The sequence below is a fragment of the Geobacter metallireducens GS-15 genome, from assembly GCF_000012925.1.
Lineage (GTDB): Bacteria > Desulfobacterota > Desulfuromonadia > Geobacterales > Geobacteraceae > Geobacter > Geobacter metallireducens.
This window is the reverse complement of the sequence record NC_007517.1, coordinates 899,166-912,846: the sequence shown is the minus strand read 5'-3', so window position 1 is coordinate 912,846 and position 13,681 is coordinate 899,166. Positions and strand designations below refer to the sequence as shown.

The window sequence follows — 13,681 nt, the reverse complement described above, 5'->3', positions numbered from 1 at the left end:
CCCTCTAACCGTGGCATGGCCGACACGTCTGGGACGACTGGGGATTGCCGTGGCAACGGTAGCACGAGGTGGGGTCGAGACGACCGTCGATCCGGTGGCGGGAGAGGTACTCGCCCCGGTGCTGCATCCGCCGGTAGTTCTCCGTCTGGTTCTTGACCGACGGTTTCAGTTCCGTGTGGGTCACGTGACAGTCGTTGCAGAAGCTCTGCTCGTGGCAGAGGGCGCAGATTCGCTGGTCCTGGTAGGCCACAAGGCGATGGGACTCGGTGAAAAGCGGGGTATGGTTGTACCGTTCGAAATCCACCGGGGTCTTCTTGTAGCCGTGGCACTTGGTGCAGAACTCGCGGCGGTCGCCCAGCTCATAGATGTTGGGGTGTTTGGCCGGCAGCCGATAGGCCGGGGTCGAGGCGCACGCCGCCAGGAGCGCGAGTATCAGCCCTGTCGCCAAGAGGGTTAGAATCATTCCTTTTTTCATGGGTAGGTGCTCCATCTATGGCCGTCACTTGCCAAAGGCATAGGAGGCGGCCAGCGTGCCACGGTAATCCTTGTCGAAGTAGGGGTCCTGACTGTAGTCGAGGGAGAGCTTCACGGTAAGGGCCTTGCCGAGGAACTTGCTTCCCCCGCCGACCGAGGCGAAGAAGGCGCTGTCCTTGCGGTACATGCTCCAGACATTGCCGTCGTCGTAGTTCACATAGACCACGTCAGCCGTGACAAAGGCCGGCGCCACATCCCAGTAAACATAGGCCCGCCCGAGATAGTACCGGTTCTGGGCGATATCACCCTCCACCCGGCCGAATTCCACCCCCGCCTCGGAAAAGATCTTGCGCCGGACAGCGGCCAGAACCGTGTACATGTCGGCGGAACCATAACGCTTGCCATACTCGTAATGCTTGTAGCGGGCGCCGAACTCGATATTTTCCGCCGGGTACCAGAAGGCCTCGGTCCCCGCGATGTCCACCTGCTCCCCGAACTGGGATGTGTACAGGAAGGGAGTGGCACCACCCGATTTCCTGTTGAGGAAATCCTCGTACCGGTAGTGCTGGTAGAAGGGGCGAAGCTCGAAGGCCTTGAAGGGAAGCCTCAGCTCGTAGGACTGCTCTCCCAGGCCGCCGGTGACGAGATTCCAGGTGGTATGGCCGAGCAGGGTAATGTTAGCGGGAAGGAGGAGGGTGGCGTCGGCCCCTAGGAGTTGCTCATCGGTAGAGCCGTCATTTCCCGTGTGCTTGTAGGCCAAGGCAACGTCGTAGCGGCCGGGAATCCCCTGGGCGACCCGGGCGCCGTAGATCCAGTCGCCCCCCATCCCCTTGACATCCTGCAGATTTACGGGGAAGCCGGCGTAGGCCGAGGCGGTCACGGTCGGCACCAGGTCGGTCTTGACGTAGACGCCGTCGATGCTCTCCCTCATCACCCCCTCGAAGATGTACTGGCGCCCGAGGCGAACCTGGTAATCACGGTTCTTCGGATCCAGATAATCCAGATAGGCATAGAGGAGTTCACCGTCGGTAGTGCCGTCGGCATTGCCAAAGTCGTCCCGGAGGTTCGCCCGCCCCCACCCGTAGGCGTGGAGCGAGAGCCCCGGCGTTTTGGGAACGGTATAGTCGAAGCGGAGGAACTCGTAGACCGGCAGGAGGGACCGTTGCCGCCCCCCGCTCTCGTTCCGTTCGTAGAGGCGGACGATGGTGTCGGAGGTGATGCCGAGATCGGCGGCCGAACCCGGCGCCGACGCCGCAAGCAGCGCCGCCAGGATCGTCACCCCCAGGGTAAAGCCTTGGTGAAGCTTCACGCATCCCTCCTTAATAAGATCACGACATTAAAGGCAAATCGTTCGAGATCTCCTCCCCCAAGGGAGAGGAGATCTCGGCATCTGCTGTCAGCGCTGGCGCACCGGCGGGTTGTGCGCATCCTGGTGGCAGGTGAGGCACTTCGGGAACCGCTCGTGGAGCTGCTTGCTGTGGGGCAGTCCGTGGCAGTCGGTGCACTGCGGGATGAAGCCGTGCTTGGTGTGGCAGAGGGCGCAGCTGACCTTGCCGTGGCGGCTCGGAGTCTTGGTCCAGGTGGCATAGACACCCTCGTGGCAGGCTCCGCAGGTACGGGTTCCAACGTCCTTCTTGTAGGAAATTTCCTTCGGCTTGTGAACCGGATGGCATTCGCTCGCGCAGGTCTTGAAATCCTGCCCCTCGTAGTGGGGCTTGTGGCACATGTTGCAAGATGGTATGAGGCCGTGACGGGTGTGGCAGTCGGCGCAGGAAAGCTTGGTATGCTTGCTCGGGAACTGCTTCAGGTCCGCCGGCGGTCCGGCATGGCAGGTGGCACAGGAGGCCAGAAGTTTCTGGCTCATGGGCATGACCTTTATCGAGTGGGGATTTGAATGGCACTCGGCACACTGGGTGAAGACCTGCGCATGGGCCACCGTTGCCGGCGAGTGGCAATCGGAACATTTGGGCATGATCTGGTCCCAGTTGTTCTTCCGGGGACTATAGCTGTGGAAGCTCTTGTGGCAGTTCTGACAGGTGAAGGCGTGGCGCCCGCCGTCCTTCTTGATGTCCTGAAACACGCCGGGGTGGCATTGGCCGCACTGGGTAACGGTGAGTGGAGGGGGCTCGACGGCGTAAAGCTCGGGCTGCTTCTGGATCTGGACCGTTGCCACCGGCGACGACGACCGTTTTCCCATCTCAGTCGCGCCGGAGGTCTGCTCGGCGGCAAATGCGAAACCGGCACTGGCCGTGGCCCACCCCAACAACGCCACACTTACCAGCAATCTACCGAACCTGTTCACTCCCTGTTTCATCGGATACAGTCCCTTTCCGAGAGATCAAGAACCCCTCTTGCACCTTTTCAGCATACCAAACACTGTGAATTAGCGCGTATTAATACCCCTTAACTAGCCGTCATGTCAACCGAAAACCGGGAATTCCCCCCGTGGCAAACCGGAGAAAACGACGCAGTATCAACACGCTATCCTCTTTTATGCCCTAAAGAAAAATGACGGACTGCCGAAGAGTATATCAACTACGCATTTGCTCCATGTTTTGCGATTTCAGCCCATATCCTGCGATGGTATACACTATGGCGATCGACACCCTCCATACCCGCATTCTCGGCTATTTTGAAAGCGAGATAGAAGCTCTCCGCAACCATCTGGAAACGGGACAGTTCAAGAGCTTCAAGGATCAGGTCATCGCCGGCCTGAAAATCGCCGAGGCCTTGGATCTCCTTGCTCCCTACGCCCGGCGGAACCACAGGGCGCGTCGACTTGTCAGAAAGGGAAAAACCCTGATCAATGATCTGCTGTCGGTTCGGGAGGTTATCCGCAGGGGCAACAGTTCGCCCCACCTCAGGCAGTTACTCCTCATCTCCAAGGTGATGTCATCGGAACGCTATCTGCAATAACCCCTTTGCTGCCGCACTCCCCGACTATTTGGCAACGCTTGCCTTCAGACCATCCTGGAGGGTCGGGTACAGAAGTTTAACCTCTAGTTTACCCACCATTTTCGCGTTGTCCATCCGCCGCGACTCCGTAACATAGGAAAGCATGAGGGGTGTCATGACTTTCTTCGCCTCCTCCATGGTCACCTGCCGGGGGCGCGGAAAACCGAGGGCATCGGCGCAGGCGTTGAAGTACTCGGTCATGGTGCCCGGGTTGCCGTCACTCACATTGAATATGTCGCCGTCCTCGCCCTTCTCGGCAGCAGCCATGCAGACCCGGGCCAGGTCCTCGGAATGGATCCGATTGGTATAGGAGGCCTCACTCTCGAAGAGAACCGGCTGGCCGCTCGTCAGCTGCTGGAGCGGAAGCCGCCCCGGACCGTAGATGCCCGTGACCCGAAGCACGACGATCGGAACGCCTCGCTCCTTGCCCCAGGCGCGAAAGACCGTTTCGGCGTCGTAGCGGCGCTTGGCCCGTGCCGTCTGGGGATTGGCAGGCGTATCTTCGGTCACGATCATGTCGCCGCAGTCGCCATAGACGCCGCTGGTGCTGAGGTAAACCACCTGTGCCGGCTCGTCGCCCGGCCTGACGGCTGCGCAGAAGGCCCGAACCCTCGGCTCGGTTATCCCTCCACCCGGCGGAGGGGCAAAGTAGAACACGGTCGCCCCCCGGAGGGGGAGGCCCGCAAGGGATTCGGGGTCGTCAAGGTGCCCTTCCACCGTTTCGATGCCAAGTTCATGCAGTTTGGCGGCGCTTTCCTCCGAACGGACAAGGGCTGTCACCGCAACTCCCTTATCCATGGCAAGCCGTGCCACCCGTTTTCCGATATCGCCGCACCCGACGATGAACACCTGCGCCACGTTTGCTTCTCCCATCCCCGGTGTCACGACACCGGCACCCCATAACCGCCGCTCATTAGCGAATCAGCTCTAATACCACCTGAGGAGGAATCATGTCAATACTACTCACGGCTGGCTGTTCTCCCCAATCGCTCAGTTTTTCCTGAAAGCCCGGCGTCCCCACACCACCATGTAGTCTCCCCCCGAAACCAGTGTCATCGCGAGCGCAAGAACAAAGAGGGGCTTCAGCACAACTCCAAGGAATTCCATCCCCGCCCCATGGGCGAGCACCGTCAGGATCAGGGATATCTGCACAAAGGTATTGGCCTTGCTGGCAATGCTGGGATCCATCTCCAGGGTTCCCGTGCGGCCGTAATAGGCGATTGCACCGGCAACGATTACCAGGTCACGGCCGACAATGACCAGAGCGAGCCACCATGGCAGCCGCCCGATGGCCGCAAGAACAAGGGATGAGGTAACCACCAGGAGCTTGTCGGCCAGCGGATCGAGGAACGAACCGAGGCGGCTTTGCTGGTTGAAGCGCCGGGCGATGAAACCGTCGAGGGCATCGCTCACGCCTGCCACGAGGAAAACCGTCAGGGCCGCCCGGAAGTTTCCGTCCAGAAGAAACGTGATGAGAGCGGGAACCAGGACTATCCGGAGCGCCGTCAACGCGTTGGGTATGGTCACAATGCCGTTCACAGTGGCGGCGCCTCGGCCTTCGGATTCATTGACTGATACAGTGCCCATTGATGGTATTTTGTTACACTTTCAGACCTTAAAACGTTGTTCTTATGATACCCAAAGAAACATCATCCGTCTACTCTCGCCACTTCGCGCCCTTATTTATTCCTCTATAACCAGCATTAAATGACTGTAAAATTTTCTCAAGCCCCGCAAACTTTTACCGATAAATACTACTGAAAACTGAACTTTTTCCTCGTAATTCCAAGGAACTAACTGTGCGCAAGAACATCAGCCAAGGAGAATGACATGTTACATCGTATGAAGATCGGAACGCGGCTCGGTCTGGGGTTCGGACTTGTGGTGCTGCTGCTGGTGATTACCGGGGGCGCGGGATTTCTGGGAGTCGAAAAGATCGACAAGGCCAGCAACGAGATTCTCTCCCAGGAGGTCAAGATCGGTGAATACTTTTCCCGGGTGAGGGCCAATATCCTCTACATGAGGATGTATGAAAAGGACGCGTTCATCAACATAAACAATCCCGATAAGATCGCGGAATACGAAAAGAAATGGACCGAGAAAAAGGGGCGTCTCGATGAGTGGCTTGGCAAGTTGGGCAAACTGAAGCTGGACGACAAGGAAAAGGGTCAGTACGCCGCGATACAGGAAAACTACAAACAATACGTTGACGGTTTCGGGCAGCTCATGGGGCAGATCAAATCCGGCGCCATCACCAGCACCCAGCAGGCAAACGAGGCGATGAAACCGGTCAAGGAGGCGGCCCAAGCCATTGAAAAACTGTCCACGGAAGGAAACCGGGCGGCCTACGAGATGAGCGACAAGAAGACCAAGGAAGTCGACGCCATCGGGCAGAGATCGGTTACGACAATAGTCATCTGCCTGTTCGCTGCTCTAGTGCTCGCCGTGGTTATAACCGTGGTCATTACCCGCGGCATCACCAAACCGCTGCGGGCGATGAACGTCATGATGGACGACATTGCCCAGGGGGAAGGCGACCTGACCAGGCGGATCGAAGTCCGCTCCGACGATGAACTGGGGCACCTGGGGCGCTCCTTCAACCTCTTTGTCGAGAAGCTCCAGAAGACCATTGCCATGGTGGCGGATAACACGGCCCAGGTGGCTGCGGCAGCCGGCCAGGTCTATTCCTCTTCCGAGCAGATGGCCACCGGCGCCGAGGAAGTGGCGGCCCAGGCCGGAACGGTTGCCACCGCCAGCGAGGAGATGGCGGCGACATCCAACGAAATCGCCAACAACTGCATGCTGGCGGCGGAAGGATCGCGGGAGGCAAGCGGTTCGGCATCAGGCGGCAGCCAGGTGGTTGAGCAGACCGTAGCAGTGATGAACCGCATTGCCGAGCGGGTGAAAGAGGCAGCCCACACCGTTGAAGGGCTGGGAGCCCGCGGGGATCAGATCGGCGAAATCATCGGCACCATCCAGGACATTGCCGATCAGACCAACCTGCTGGCCCTGAACGCGGCCATCGAGGCAGCCAGGGCCGGGGAGCAGGGGCGAGGGTTTGCCGTGGTTGCCGACGAAGTGCGAGCCCTGGCCGAACGGACCACGAAGGCGACCCGGGAGATCGGCGAGATGATCAAGGGGATCCAGCAGGAAACCGGGCGGGCAGTCTCTTCCATGGAAGAAGGGGTCAAAGAGGTGGCCAGCGGCACCGCTGAAGCGGCCAAGTCGGGCGATGCCCTGCGGGAGATTCTCGACAGGATCACCGGCGTAACCGGCCAGGTGAGCCAAATCGCCACAGCAGCGGAAGAGCAGACCGCCACCACCGCCGAGATCACCAACAACATCCAGCAGATCACGACGGTGGTGGAAGCCACGGCTCGCGGCGCCCAGGAATCCGCCACGGCGGCAAGCAGGCTGACAGACCTGGCAACGGAACTGCAGGGGCTCGTGGGGCAGTTCAAGGTATAAACGACGTATTATGTCGCACCTCTCGGGTTTACTGTCATTATCACACAACCGGGAGGTGCGTCATGATCTATCTCACCACAGACCAGTTCGACCAGGCAGTCTACTTCGATCTCCGCAAAACGGAGCATCCCCGTCGGGCCGGCGGACAGGAGCATATCCTCCACGGCCTCCTGGGGAACGGGGTCAGCGAGGTGCCGGTCACCATTCGGAGCTGGCGCGACTGGACCGACGTGAATTTCGGCAAGGGGGACCTCTTCAGCTTCGTGGACGAGCGGACCATCCGGCGGATGCTGGGCCAGGTGGCGCGGGAGATGGAGCTGCATTAAATCCGGGTTTCCCGTACGGAAATTCTTTGGTATCATCGCGGTCCCATTACTCGTTGAAAGGAGACCGCCATGAGCAGTTCGTGGAAGATCGAGACCCAGGCCATCCAGGGGGGATACACCCCCAAGGCGGGCGACCCCCGCGTCGTCACCATCTGCCAGAGCACCACCTTCAAGTACGACAATGCCGACCACGTGACGAAGCTCTTCGACCTGGAAGAGCCCGGCTTTTTCTATACCCGCCTGGGCAACCCCACCACCGACGCCTTCGAGCAGAAGCTGGCCATGATGGAGGGGGGAGTCGGGGCCCTGGCCACCTCCGCCGGCCAGGCGGCCACAACCCTTTCCATCTTCAACATTTGCCAGGCGGGCCAGCACTTCGTGACCGCCAGCACCCTCTATGGCGGCACCTACAACCTCTTCGCCTGCACCCTCCCCAAGATGGGGATCGAAGTGTCCTTCGTGGACCCGGAGGCCCCGGCCGACGAGATCCTCGCCGCCTTCCGCCCCAACACCAAGGCCCTCTTCGCCGAGACCATCGGCAACCCCGGCCTGAACGTCCTGGACTTCGCCAAATTCAGCGCCATCGCCCAGGAGAAGGGGGTGCCACTCATCATCGACAGCACCTTCGCCACTCCCTACCTCTGCCGCCCCTTCGAGCACGGGGCCAACGTGGTGGTCCACTCGGCCACGAAATACATCGACGGTCTCGCCACCAGCGTCGGCGGCGTCATCGTGGACGGGGGGAACTTCGACTGGGGGAACGGCCGCTTCCCTGAGCTGACCGAGCCCGACTCCTCCTACCATGGCCTCCAGTACGTGAAGACCTTCGGGAACCTGGCTTACATCATCAAGGCCCGGGTCCAGCTCATGCGCGACATCGGCACCACGCCGAGCCCCTTCAACTCATTCCTCTTCACCAACGGCCTCCAGACCCTGCCGCTCCGGATGCAGCGCCACAGCGACAACGCCCTGGCCCTGGCCCAGTTCCTGGAAAGCCACCCATCGGTCAGTTGGGTCAAGTACCCCGGTCTCTCAAGCCACGCCAGCCACGACCGGGCGCAAAAGTACCTGCCGCAAGGATGCAGCGGCGTCCTCACCTTCGGCATCAAGGGGGGCACCGAGGCCGGCAAGAAGTTCATGGAGGCGTGCCGGCTCGTGGCCCTCGTGGTCCACGTGGGGGACGCCCGCAGCTGCGTCCTTCACCCGGCCAGTACCACCCACCGCCAGCTAACCGCCGAGCAGCAGACCGCCTCCGGTGTCACGCCGGACCTGATCCGCCTCTCCGTCGGCATCGAGCACATCGACGACATCATCGCCGACGTGGACCAGGCCCTGGCTGCAAGCCAGAAGTAGCCGACTATTTTCCAATCCAGACGCAGAAAAGCCTGCCAGTTATCCGGCAGGCTTTTTCTATTGATGCAAGCAACTGGAGATCAGTATTCCGTGGGCTTCTCGATCGTCAGCTTCGGCTGACCGAGGGGATTGCGCGGATGCTCGGACGACTTTTTCGGCAACGTCACCGCATCCTCAGGGGCTCCCGATGTGGGAGGGTCTGCGAGCCGGGCAGGAGTCGACCAGATCTGCTCCGGAGGGGTGAGATGCTTCGAGGGTTTCGTAACGCCGGCCTTCACCTTCGGCACCCCCACCGACTGCGCAAGGACGATCCGCTGCTCGTTGCGCAGCCCCATGGCCTTTGCCAGGGCCGGGGAATCAATGGATGCCCGCGCCACGGTGGCAAGCCCCTCGGAGGCGCAGAAGAGATAGACGTTCTGGCTGATGGCGCCGGCATCGGCGGCTGCATAAAAGGCCTTCTCCTCCAGGGAGGCCTCTCCCATCTGACCATAATCGGCCACGTAGATGAGATTTACCGGGGCTTCTGCCACAAAGGGCTGCCGGCCGGTCAGCGCCCTGATATCCCTGGTCCCCTCCTGGATCAGCCGGTGCCCCCGGGCGTCGTAGAGATAGAGGCCATCGGAGGTGGCCACGTAAACGTCGATCTCCTGCCGATTCATGGCAGAGGGGGCGGTGCGCCCACCCTTCTCAGGGCGATTGATACCGAAAGCGGCCCAGAGAAGGTCCGAAAGTTGGCGTGGAGAAAGAGCTTCTCCACTGAACTCCCGCACGCTCTTGCGCTCCCGCAGGGCATCCATGAGGGGCACACCTCCCTCCTTACGGGGGGGCTCCAACTGCGTCACCTTCGCTCCGTCGGCAAAGGTCGCCAGCGGAATCGCCAGGAATAGACAGAGGGCTCCTCCCGCCACCATCCGTGAAACGTTCGTCATCTCGGTTCTCCTTCCGGCAGAGTTTCCCGGCATGCCGGGACAAAAAAGGGGAGGCGGCACAATCACCCCTTCCCCTCATCATTCCAGACTTAGTGCTGCACGCCCTCACCGCCGGGCTGCTGGGCCGCGGCGCGCATGGCTGCCTTGTGCTGCTCCAGGGTCTCCAGCTCCCGGACCTTCTCGCCGAGCCAGTGGTGGAGTTCGCGGGCGGTCTGGTAGTTGAGGACCACGCCGGTGGGAACGAAGCGCACGAGGCTCTGGGCGAAATCCTCGGGCTCCACGCCGGTCTCGGCGCCGATGGTGCCGTTGGGGTTCACCTCGTGGGTGATCTCGTTGGGGAGCGGCGGTCGCTCCAGGTAGAAGTTCACGACCAGGTCGCCCCGGGGAGAGACGCCGCCATGGGCGCCGTTCACGTAGACCGGGTTGTAGTCGTAGGTGAAGATGTACTTGAAGGTCACTTCCGGTTTTTTGGACACGTTCTGTATCTCCTTCCTTGCATGGTAGTGGGATTTGTCCCCGTTATGGTCGTAGAACTAAATTCCCGTTATAGAAAAAGGGGAACCGCCTCATGGGCGGCCCCCCTTTAATACCACGTTACCGCGGCGGTTTCGAGTGTTTTCCGTTAGGAGCGGTTTACCCCATAACGATGAGAAGATCCTCCTTCTCCACCTTGTCGCCTTCCTTGAACTTCACCTCGGCGACGATGCCGTCCTCCTTGGCTTTGATGTTGGTCTCCATCTTCATGGCCTCGGTGACCATGAGGACATCGCCGGCCTTGACCTCGTCGCCCACCTTGACGTTGAGCTTCAGGACCTTCCCCGGCATCGGCGCCCCCACGTGCTTGGCGTTCCCCTTGTCGGCCTTCTCGCGCACCGACTCGTCGGTCTGAACCGACTGGTCGCGTACCACCACGCTCCGGGCATTGCCGTTCAGCTCGAAGAAGATGTGCCGGGTGCCGTCGGGGTGGACCTTGCCGATGGCGTTCAGCTTGATGATGAGGGTCTTGCCCGCCTCGATCTCGATGGAGGTCTCCTGCCCCGGCTCCAGGCCGTAGAAGAAGATGGGGGTCGGGATGACCGAGGTGTCGGAGTACTCATGGCGGTGCTTGTGGAACTCCGGGTAGACGTGGGGGTACATGATGTAGCTCATGAGCGCCTTGTCGTCCACGGCGTGGCCGACCTTCTCCTCCACCTTGTCCCGCTCCTCGTCGAAATTGGCCGGCTCCAGGAGTTCGCCGGGGCGGCAGGTGATGGGCTCATCTCCCTTCAGGATGATCTTCTGGAGTTCCCGGGGCCATCCCTGGTAAGGCTGGCCCAGCATCCCCTTGAACATCCCGATGACCGACTCGGGGAAGGCAAGCTCATCACCCTGTGTAAAGACATCCTGTACATCCAGGTTGTTCTTCACGAGGAACATGGCCATATCCCCCACCACCTTGGAGGACGGCGTGACCTTCACGATGTCGCCGAAGAGGAGGTTCACCTTGTGGTACATCTCCTTGCACTCCTCCCAGCGATCCAGGAGGCCGAGGCCGGCCACCTGGGGCTTGTAGTTGGAGTACTGGCCGCCGGGAATCTCGTGGTGGTAGACCTCGGCGGTGCCGTTCTTGAGCCCTGACTCGAAGGGGGCGTAGTAGTCGCGCACCGTCTCCCAGTAGTTGGCCAGTTTCTGGAGCCCGTCCTCATCCAGCCGGGTGTCCCACTCGGTCCCCTTCAGGGCCGCCACCAAGGCGTTCAGGTTCGGTTGGGCCGTGAGCCCCGACAGGGACGACAGGGCCGCGTCGACGATGTCGACCCCTGCCTGGCAGGCCATGAGGAGCGTGGCGCTCCCATTGGAGGAGGTGTCGTGAGTATGGAGGTGGACCGGGATGCCGATGTTCTCCTTGAGGGCCTTCACCAGTTTGTAGGCGGCGAAGGGCTTCAGGAGGCCAGCCATGTCCTTGATGGCGAGGATGTGGGCCCCCATCTGCTCCAGTTCCTTGGCCATGTTCACGTAGTATTCCAGGGGATACTTGTCCCGGGTCGGATCGGTGATGTCGCCGGTGTAGCAGATGGCCGCCTCGCAGATCTTGCCGCTCTTGCGGACCGCCTCCATGGCTACGGCCATGCCGCGGGTCCAGTTGAGGGAGTCGAAGACCCGGAAGATGTCTATGCCGGAGGAGGCCGCCTCCTCCACGAAGCGCTGCACCACGTTGTCCGGGTAGTTGGTGTACCCCACGGCGTTGGAGCCCCGCAGGAGCATCTGGAAGAGAACGTTGGGGATCGCTTCCGAGAGCTTGTGGAGCCGCTGCCACGGGTCTTCCTTCAGGAAGCGCATGGAGACGTCGAAGGTGGCGCCCCCCCAGCACTCGATGGAGAAAAGCCCGGCACCGAGATAGGAAGTGGGCTCGGCAATCTTCAGGAGATCATAGGTGCGGACCCGGGTGGCTAGGTTCGACTGGTGGGCGTCACGCATGGTGGTGTCGGTGATGAGAAGCTTCTTCTGCTCAAGGATCCACTTGGAGAGCCCTTCGGCCCCGAGCTTCATGAGGAGGTCGCGGCTCCCGGCGGGGCGGGGCTGGGTGAGATCCACCTCCGGCACATGGGCCTCCATGAGCTCCGCCGACTTGAGGGGCTTCGTGATTCCCGGCGAACCGTTGACGATGACGTCACCGAGGAAGCTGAGAACCTTCGTGGCCCGGTCCTTCTTCTCGATAATCTGCAGCAGTTCCGAGTGTTTCTCGATGAAGGAGGTATCACACTTGCCGTCGAGGAAGACCCGGTGGGTGATGACGTTCTCCAGGAAGCCGATGTTGGTCTTGACCCCCCGGACCCGGAATTCCTGGAGCGAGCGGTTCATGATGTGGGCTGCTTCGTCGAAGGTGAGCCCCCAGGAGGTGACCTTCACGAGGAGCGAGTCATAGTGGGGAGTGATCACCGAACCGGTAAAGGCGTTGCCGGCGTCGAGCCGCACTCCAAAACCCGCCGAGGAGCGATAGGTGGTGATGGTGCCGAAGTCCGGGGCGAAGTTGTTGTTCGGGTCCTCGGTGGTGATCCGGCACTGGATGGCGTACCCCCGCATGGCGATGGCTTCCTGGTTGGGGATGTTGATGGGGGCATCGGAGAGTTTTTTCCCCTCGGCCACGAGGATCTGGGCCTGGACCAGGTTGCGGCCGGTGATCATTTCGGTCACCGTGTGCTCCACCTGGATACGGGGGTTCATCTCGATGAAGAAGAAGTTCCCCTCCTGGTCCAGGAGGAACTCGACAGTACCGGCATTGCGGTATCCCACCTGGCCGGCGATCTTGAGGGCCGCGGCGCAGATCGCCTCGCGGGTCTCCTGGCTCAGGCAGAGGGCCGGGGCGAATTCCACCACCTTCTGGTGGCGGCGCTGGATGGAGCAGTCCCGCTCGAAGAAGTGGACCAGGTTGCCGTGCATGTCGCCCAGGACCTGCACCTCGATATGCTTCGGATTCTCAATGTAGCGCTCCAGGAAGACCGCTGGGTTGCCGAAGGCCGCCTTGGCCTCGCTGCGGGCCGCCACGAGCCCTTCGAGGAGCTCCTTCTTGGTCCGGGCCACCCGCATGCCGCGCCCGCCGCCACCGGCCGCCGCCTTGATGATGATGGGGTAGCCGTAGTTCTTGGCGAAGATGAGGGCCTCTTCCTCGTGCTCGATGGGGTCCTCGGTGCCGGGGACGGTGGTGACGCCGGCGGCCATGGCCACCTTGCGGGCCGACACCTTGTCCCCCAGGGCACGCTGCATCTCGGCCGTGGGGCCGATGAAGGCGATCCCCGACGCTTCGCACTTCTCGGCGAACTCGGCGTTCTCCGAGAGGAAGCCGTAGCCGGGATGGATGGCGTCCACGTCATACTTCTTGGCGATGGCGATGATCTCGTCGATACCAAGATAGGCGTCGATGGGATTCTTCCCCTTCCCCACCAGATATGCCTCGTCGGCCTTGTAACGGTGGAGCGACAGCTTATCCTCCTCCGAGTATATGGCAACGGTGCTGATCCCGAGCTCCGTGCAGGCCCGGAAAATACGAATCGCAATCTCGCCGCGGTTGGCGGCCATTACCTTCCTGAACTTTCTCTTCTCCATCCGGTCCTCCCCAGTGTTTTTACGTAAAATAAAACATCTACAAGCAAGATAAAACTTTATTCAAACTAAAATTATTTCGTTATTTTGAATAGTTAT

General features: G+C 60.9%; 12 protein-coding genes. 4 read left to right on the top strand and 8 right to left on the bottom strand.

The genetic code is table 11. The features are described 5' to 3' along the window. Positions 1-4 precede the first annotated feature (4 nt). The 3 genes from GMET_RS04140 to GMET_RS04130 form a co-directional block, all read right to left on the bottom strand. Positions 5-475, bottom strand: a complete 471-nt coding sequence (locus tag GMET_RS04140) for a hypothetical protein (RefSeq protein WP_004514414.1) — start codon at positions 473-475, stop codon at positions 5-7. Between the two features lie 24 nt (positions 476-499). Then, positions 500-1,783 (bottom strand): hypothetical protein, encoded by a 1,284-nt coding sequence (locus GMET_RS04135; protein ID WP_004514413.1) that lies wholly within the window; start codon positions 1,781-1,783, stop codon positions 500-502. An 87-nt stretch (positions 1,784-1,870) separates the two neighbouring features. Continuing rightward, positions 1,871-2,788 carry a cytochrome c3 family protein gene (locus GMET_RS04130; RefSeq protein WP_004514412.1) on the bottom strand — a complete coding sequence of 306 codons (918 nt, stop codon included), beginning with the start codon at positions 2,786-2,788 and terminating at the stop codon, positions 1,871-1,873. Between the two features lie 278 nt (positions 2,789-3,066). On the opposite strand from GMET_RS04130, the gene GMET_RS04125 reads away from it, so the two are divergent. Then, positions 3,067-3,390 carry a hypothetical protein gene (locus tag GMET_RS04125; RefSeq protein WP_004514411.1) on the top strand — a complete coding sequence of 108 codons (324 nt, stop codon included), beginning with the start codon at positions 3,067-3,069 and terminating at the stop codon, positions 3,388-3,390. 24 nt (positions 3,391-3,414) lie between these two features. Here the strand turns inward: GMET_RS04125 and GMET_RS04120 are convergent, their stop codons facing one another. Next, positions 3,415-4,287, bottom strand: a complete 873-nt coding sequence (locus tag GMET_RS04120) for an SDR family oxidoreductase (protein ID WP_004514410.1) — start codon at positions 4,285-4,287, stop codon at positions 3,415-3,417. A 132-nt stretch (positions 4,288-4,419) separates the two neighbouring features. Then, positions 4,420-4,968 carry a CDP-diacylglycerol--glycerol-3-phosphate 3-phosphatidyltransferase gene (gene pgsA, locus GMET_RS04115; RefSeq protein WP_004514409.1) on the bottom strand — a complete coding sequence of 183 codons (549 nt, stop codon included), beginning with the start codon at positions 4,966-4,968 and terminating at the stop codon, positions 4,420-4,422. A gap of 291 nt (positions 4,969-5,259) precedes the next feature. On the opposite strand from pgsA, the gene GMET_RS04110 reads away from it, so the two are divergent. The 3 genes from GMET_RS04110 (at position 5,260) to GMET_RS04100 (ending at position 8,576) form a co-directional block, all read left to right on the top strand. Beyond that, positions 5,260-6,897 (top strand): HAMP domain-containing methyl-accepting chemotaxis protein, encoded by a 1,638-nt coding sequence (locus GMET_RS04110; protein ID WP_004514408.1) that lies wholly within the window; start codon positions 5,260-5,262, stop codon positions 6,895-6,897. Between the two features lie 62 nt (positions 6,898-6,959). Then, entirely contained in the window at positions 6,960-7,223 is a 264-nt protein-coding gene (locus tag GMET_RS04105) for a hypothetical protein (protein WP_004514407.1), read from the top strand. Positions 7,224-7,292: 69 nt separating this feature from the next. Continuing rightward, positions 7,293-8,576 carry an O-acetylhomoserine aminocarboxypropyltransferase/cysteine synthase family protein gene (locus GMET_RS04100; RefSeq protein WP_004514406.1) on the top strand — a complete coding sequence of 428 codons (1,284 nt, stop codon included), beginning with the start codon at positions 7,293-7,295 and terminating at the stop codon, positions 8,574-8,576. Between the two features lie 80 nt (positions 8,577-8,656). Here GMET_RS04100 and GMET_RS04095 read toward each other — a convergent pair whose 3' ends face one another. From GMET_RS04095 to GMET_RS04085, 3 genes are all read right to left on the bottom strand, one after another. Next, positions 8,657-9,505: a SagB/ThcOx family dehydrogenase gene (locus GMET_RS04095; RefSeq protein WP_004514405.1), complete on the bottom strand. Its 849-nt coding sequence runs from the start codon at positions 9,503-9,505 to the stop codon at positions 8,657-8,659. 89 nt (positions 9,506-9,594) lie between these two features. Beyond that, positions 9,595-9,981, bottom strand: coding sequence for a hypothetical protein (locus GMET_RS04090; protein ID WP_004514404.1), 387 nt, complete (start codon positions 9,979-9,981; stop codon positions 9,595-9,597). Positions 9,982-10,138: 157 nt separating this feature from the next. Next, on the bottom strand, positions 10,139-13,585 hold the full coding sequence (locus tag GMET_RS04085; protein WP_004514403.1) for a pyruvate carboxylase: 3,447 nt from the start codon (positions 13,583-13,585) through the stop codon (positions 10,139-10,141). Positions 13,586-13,681 lie beyond the last annotated feature (96 nt).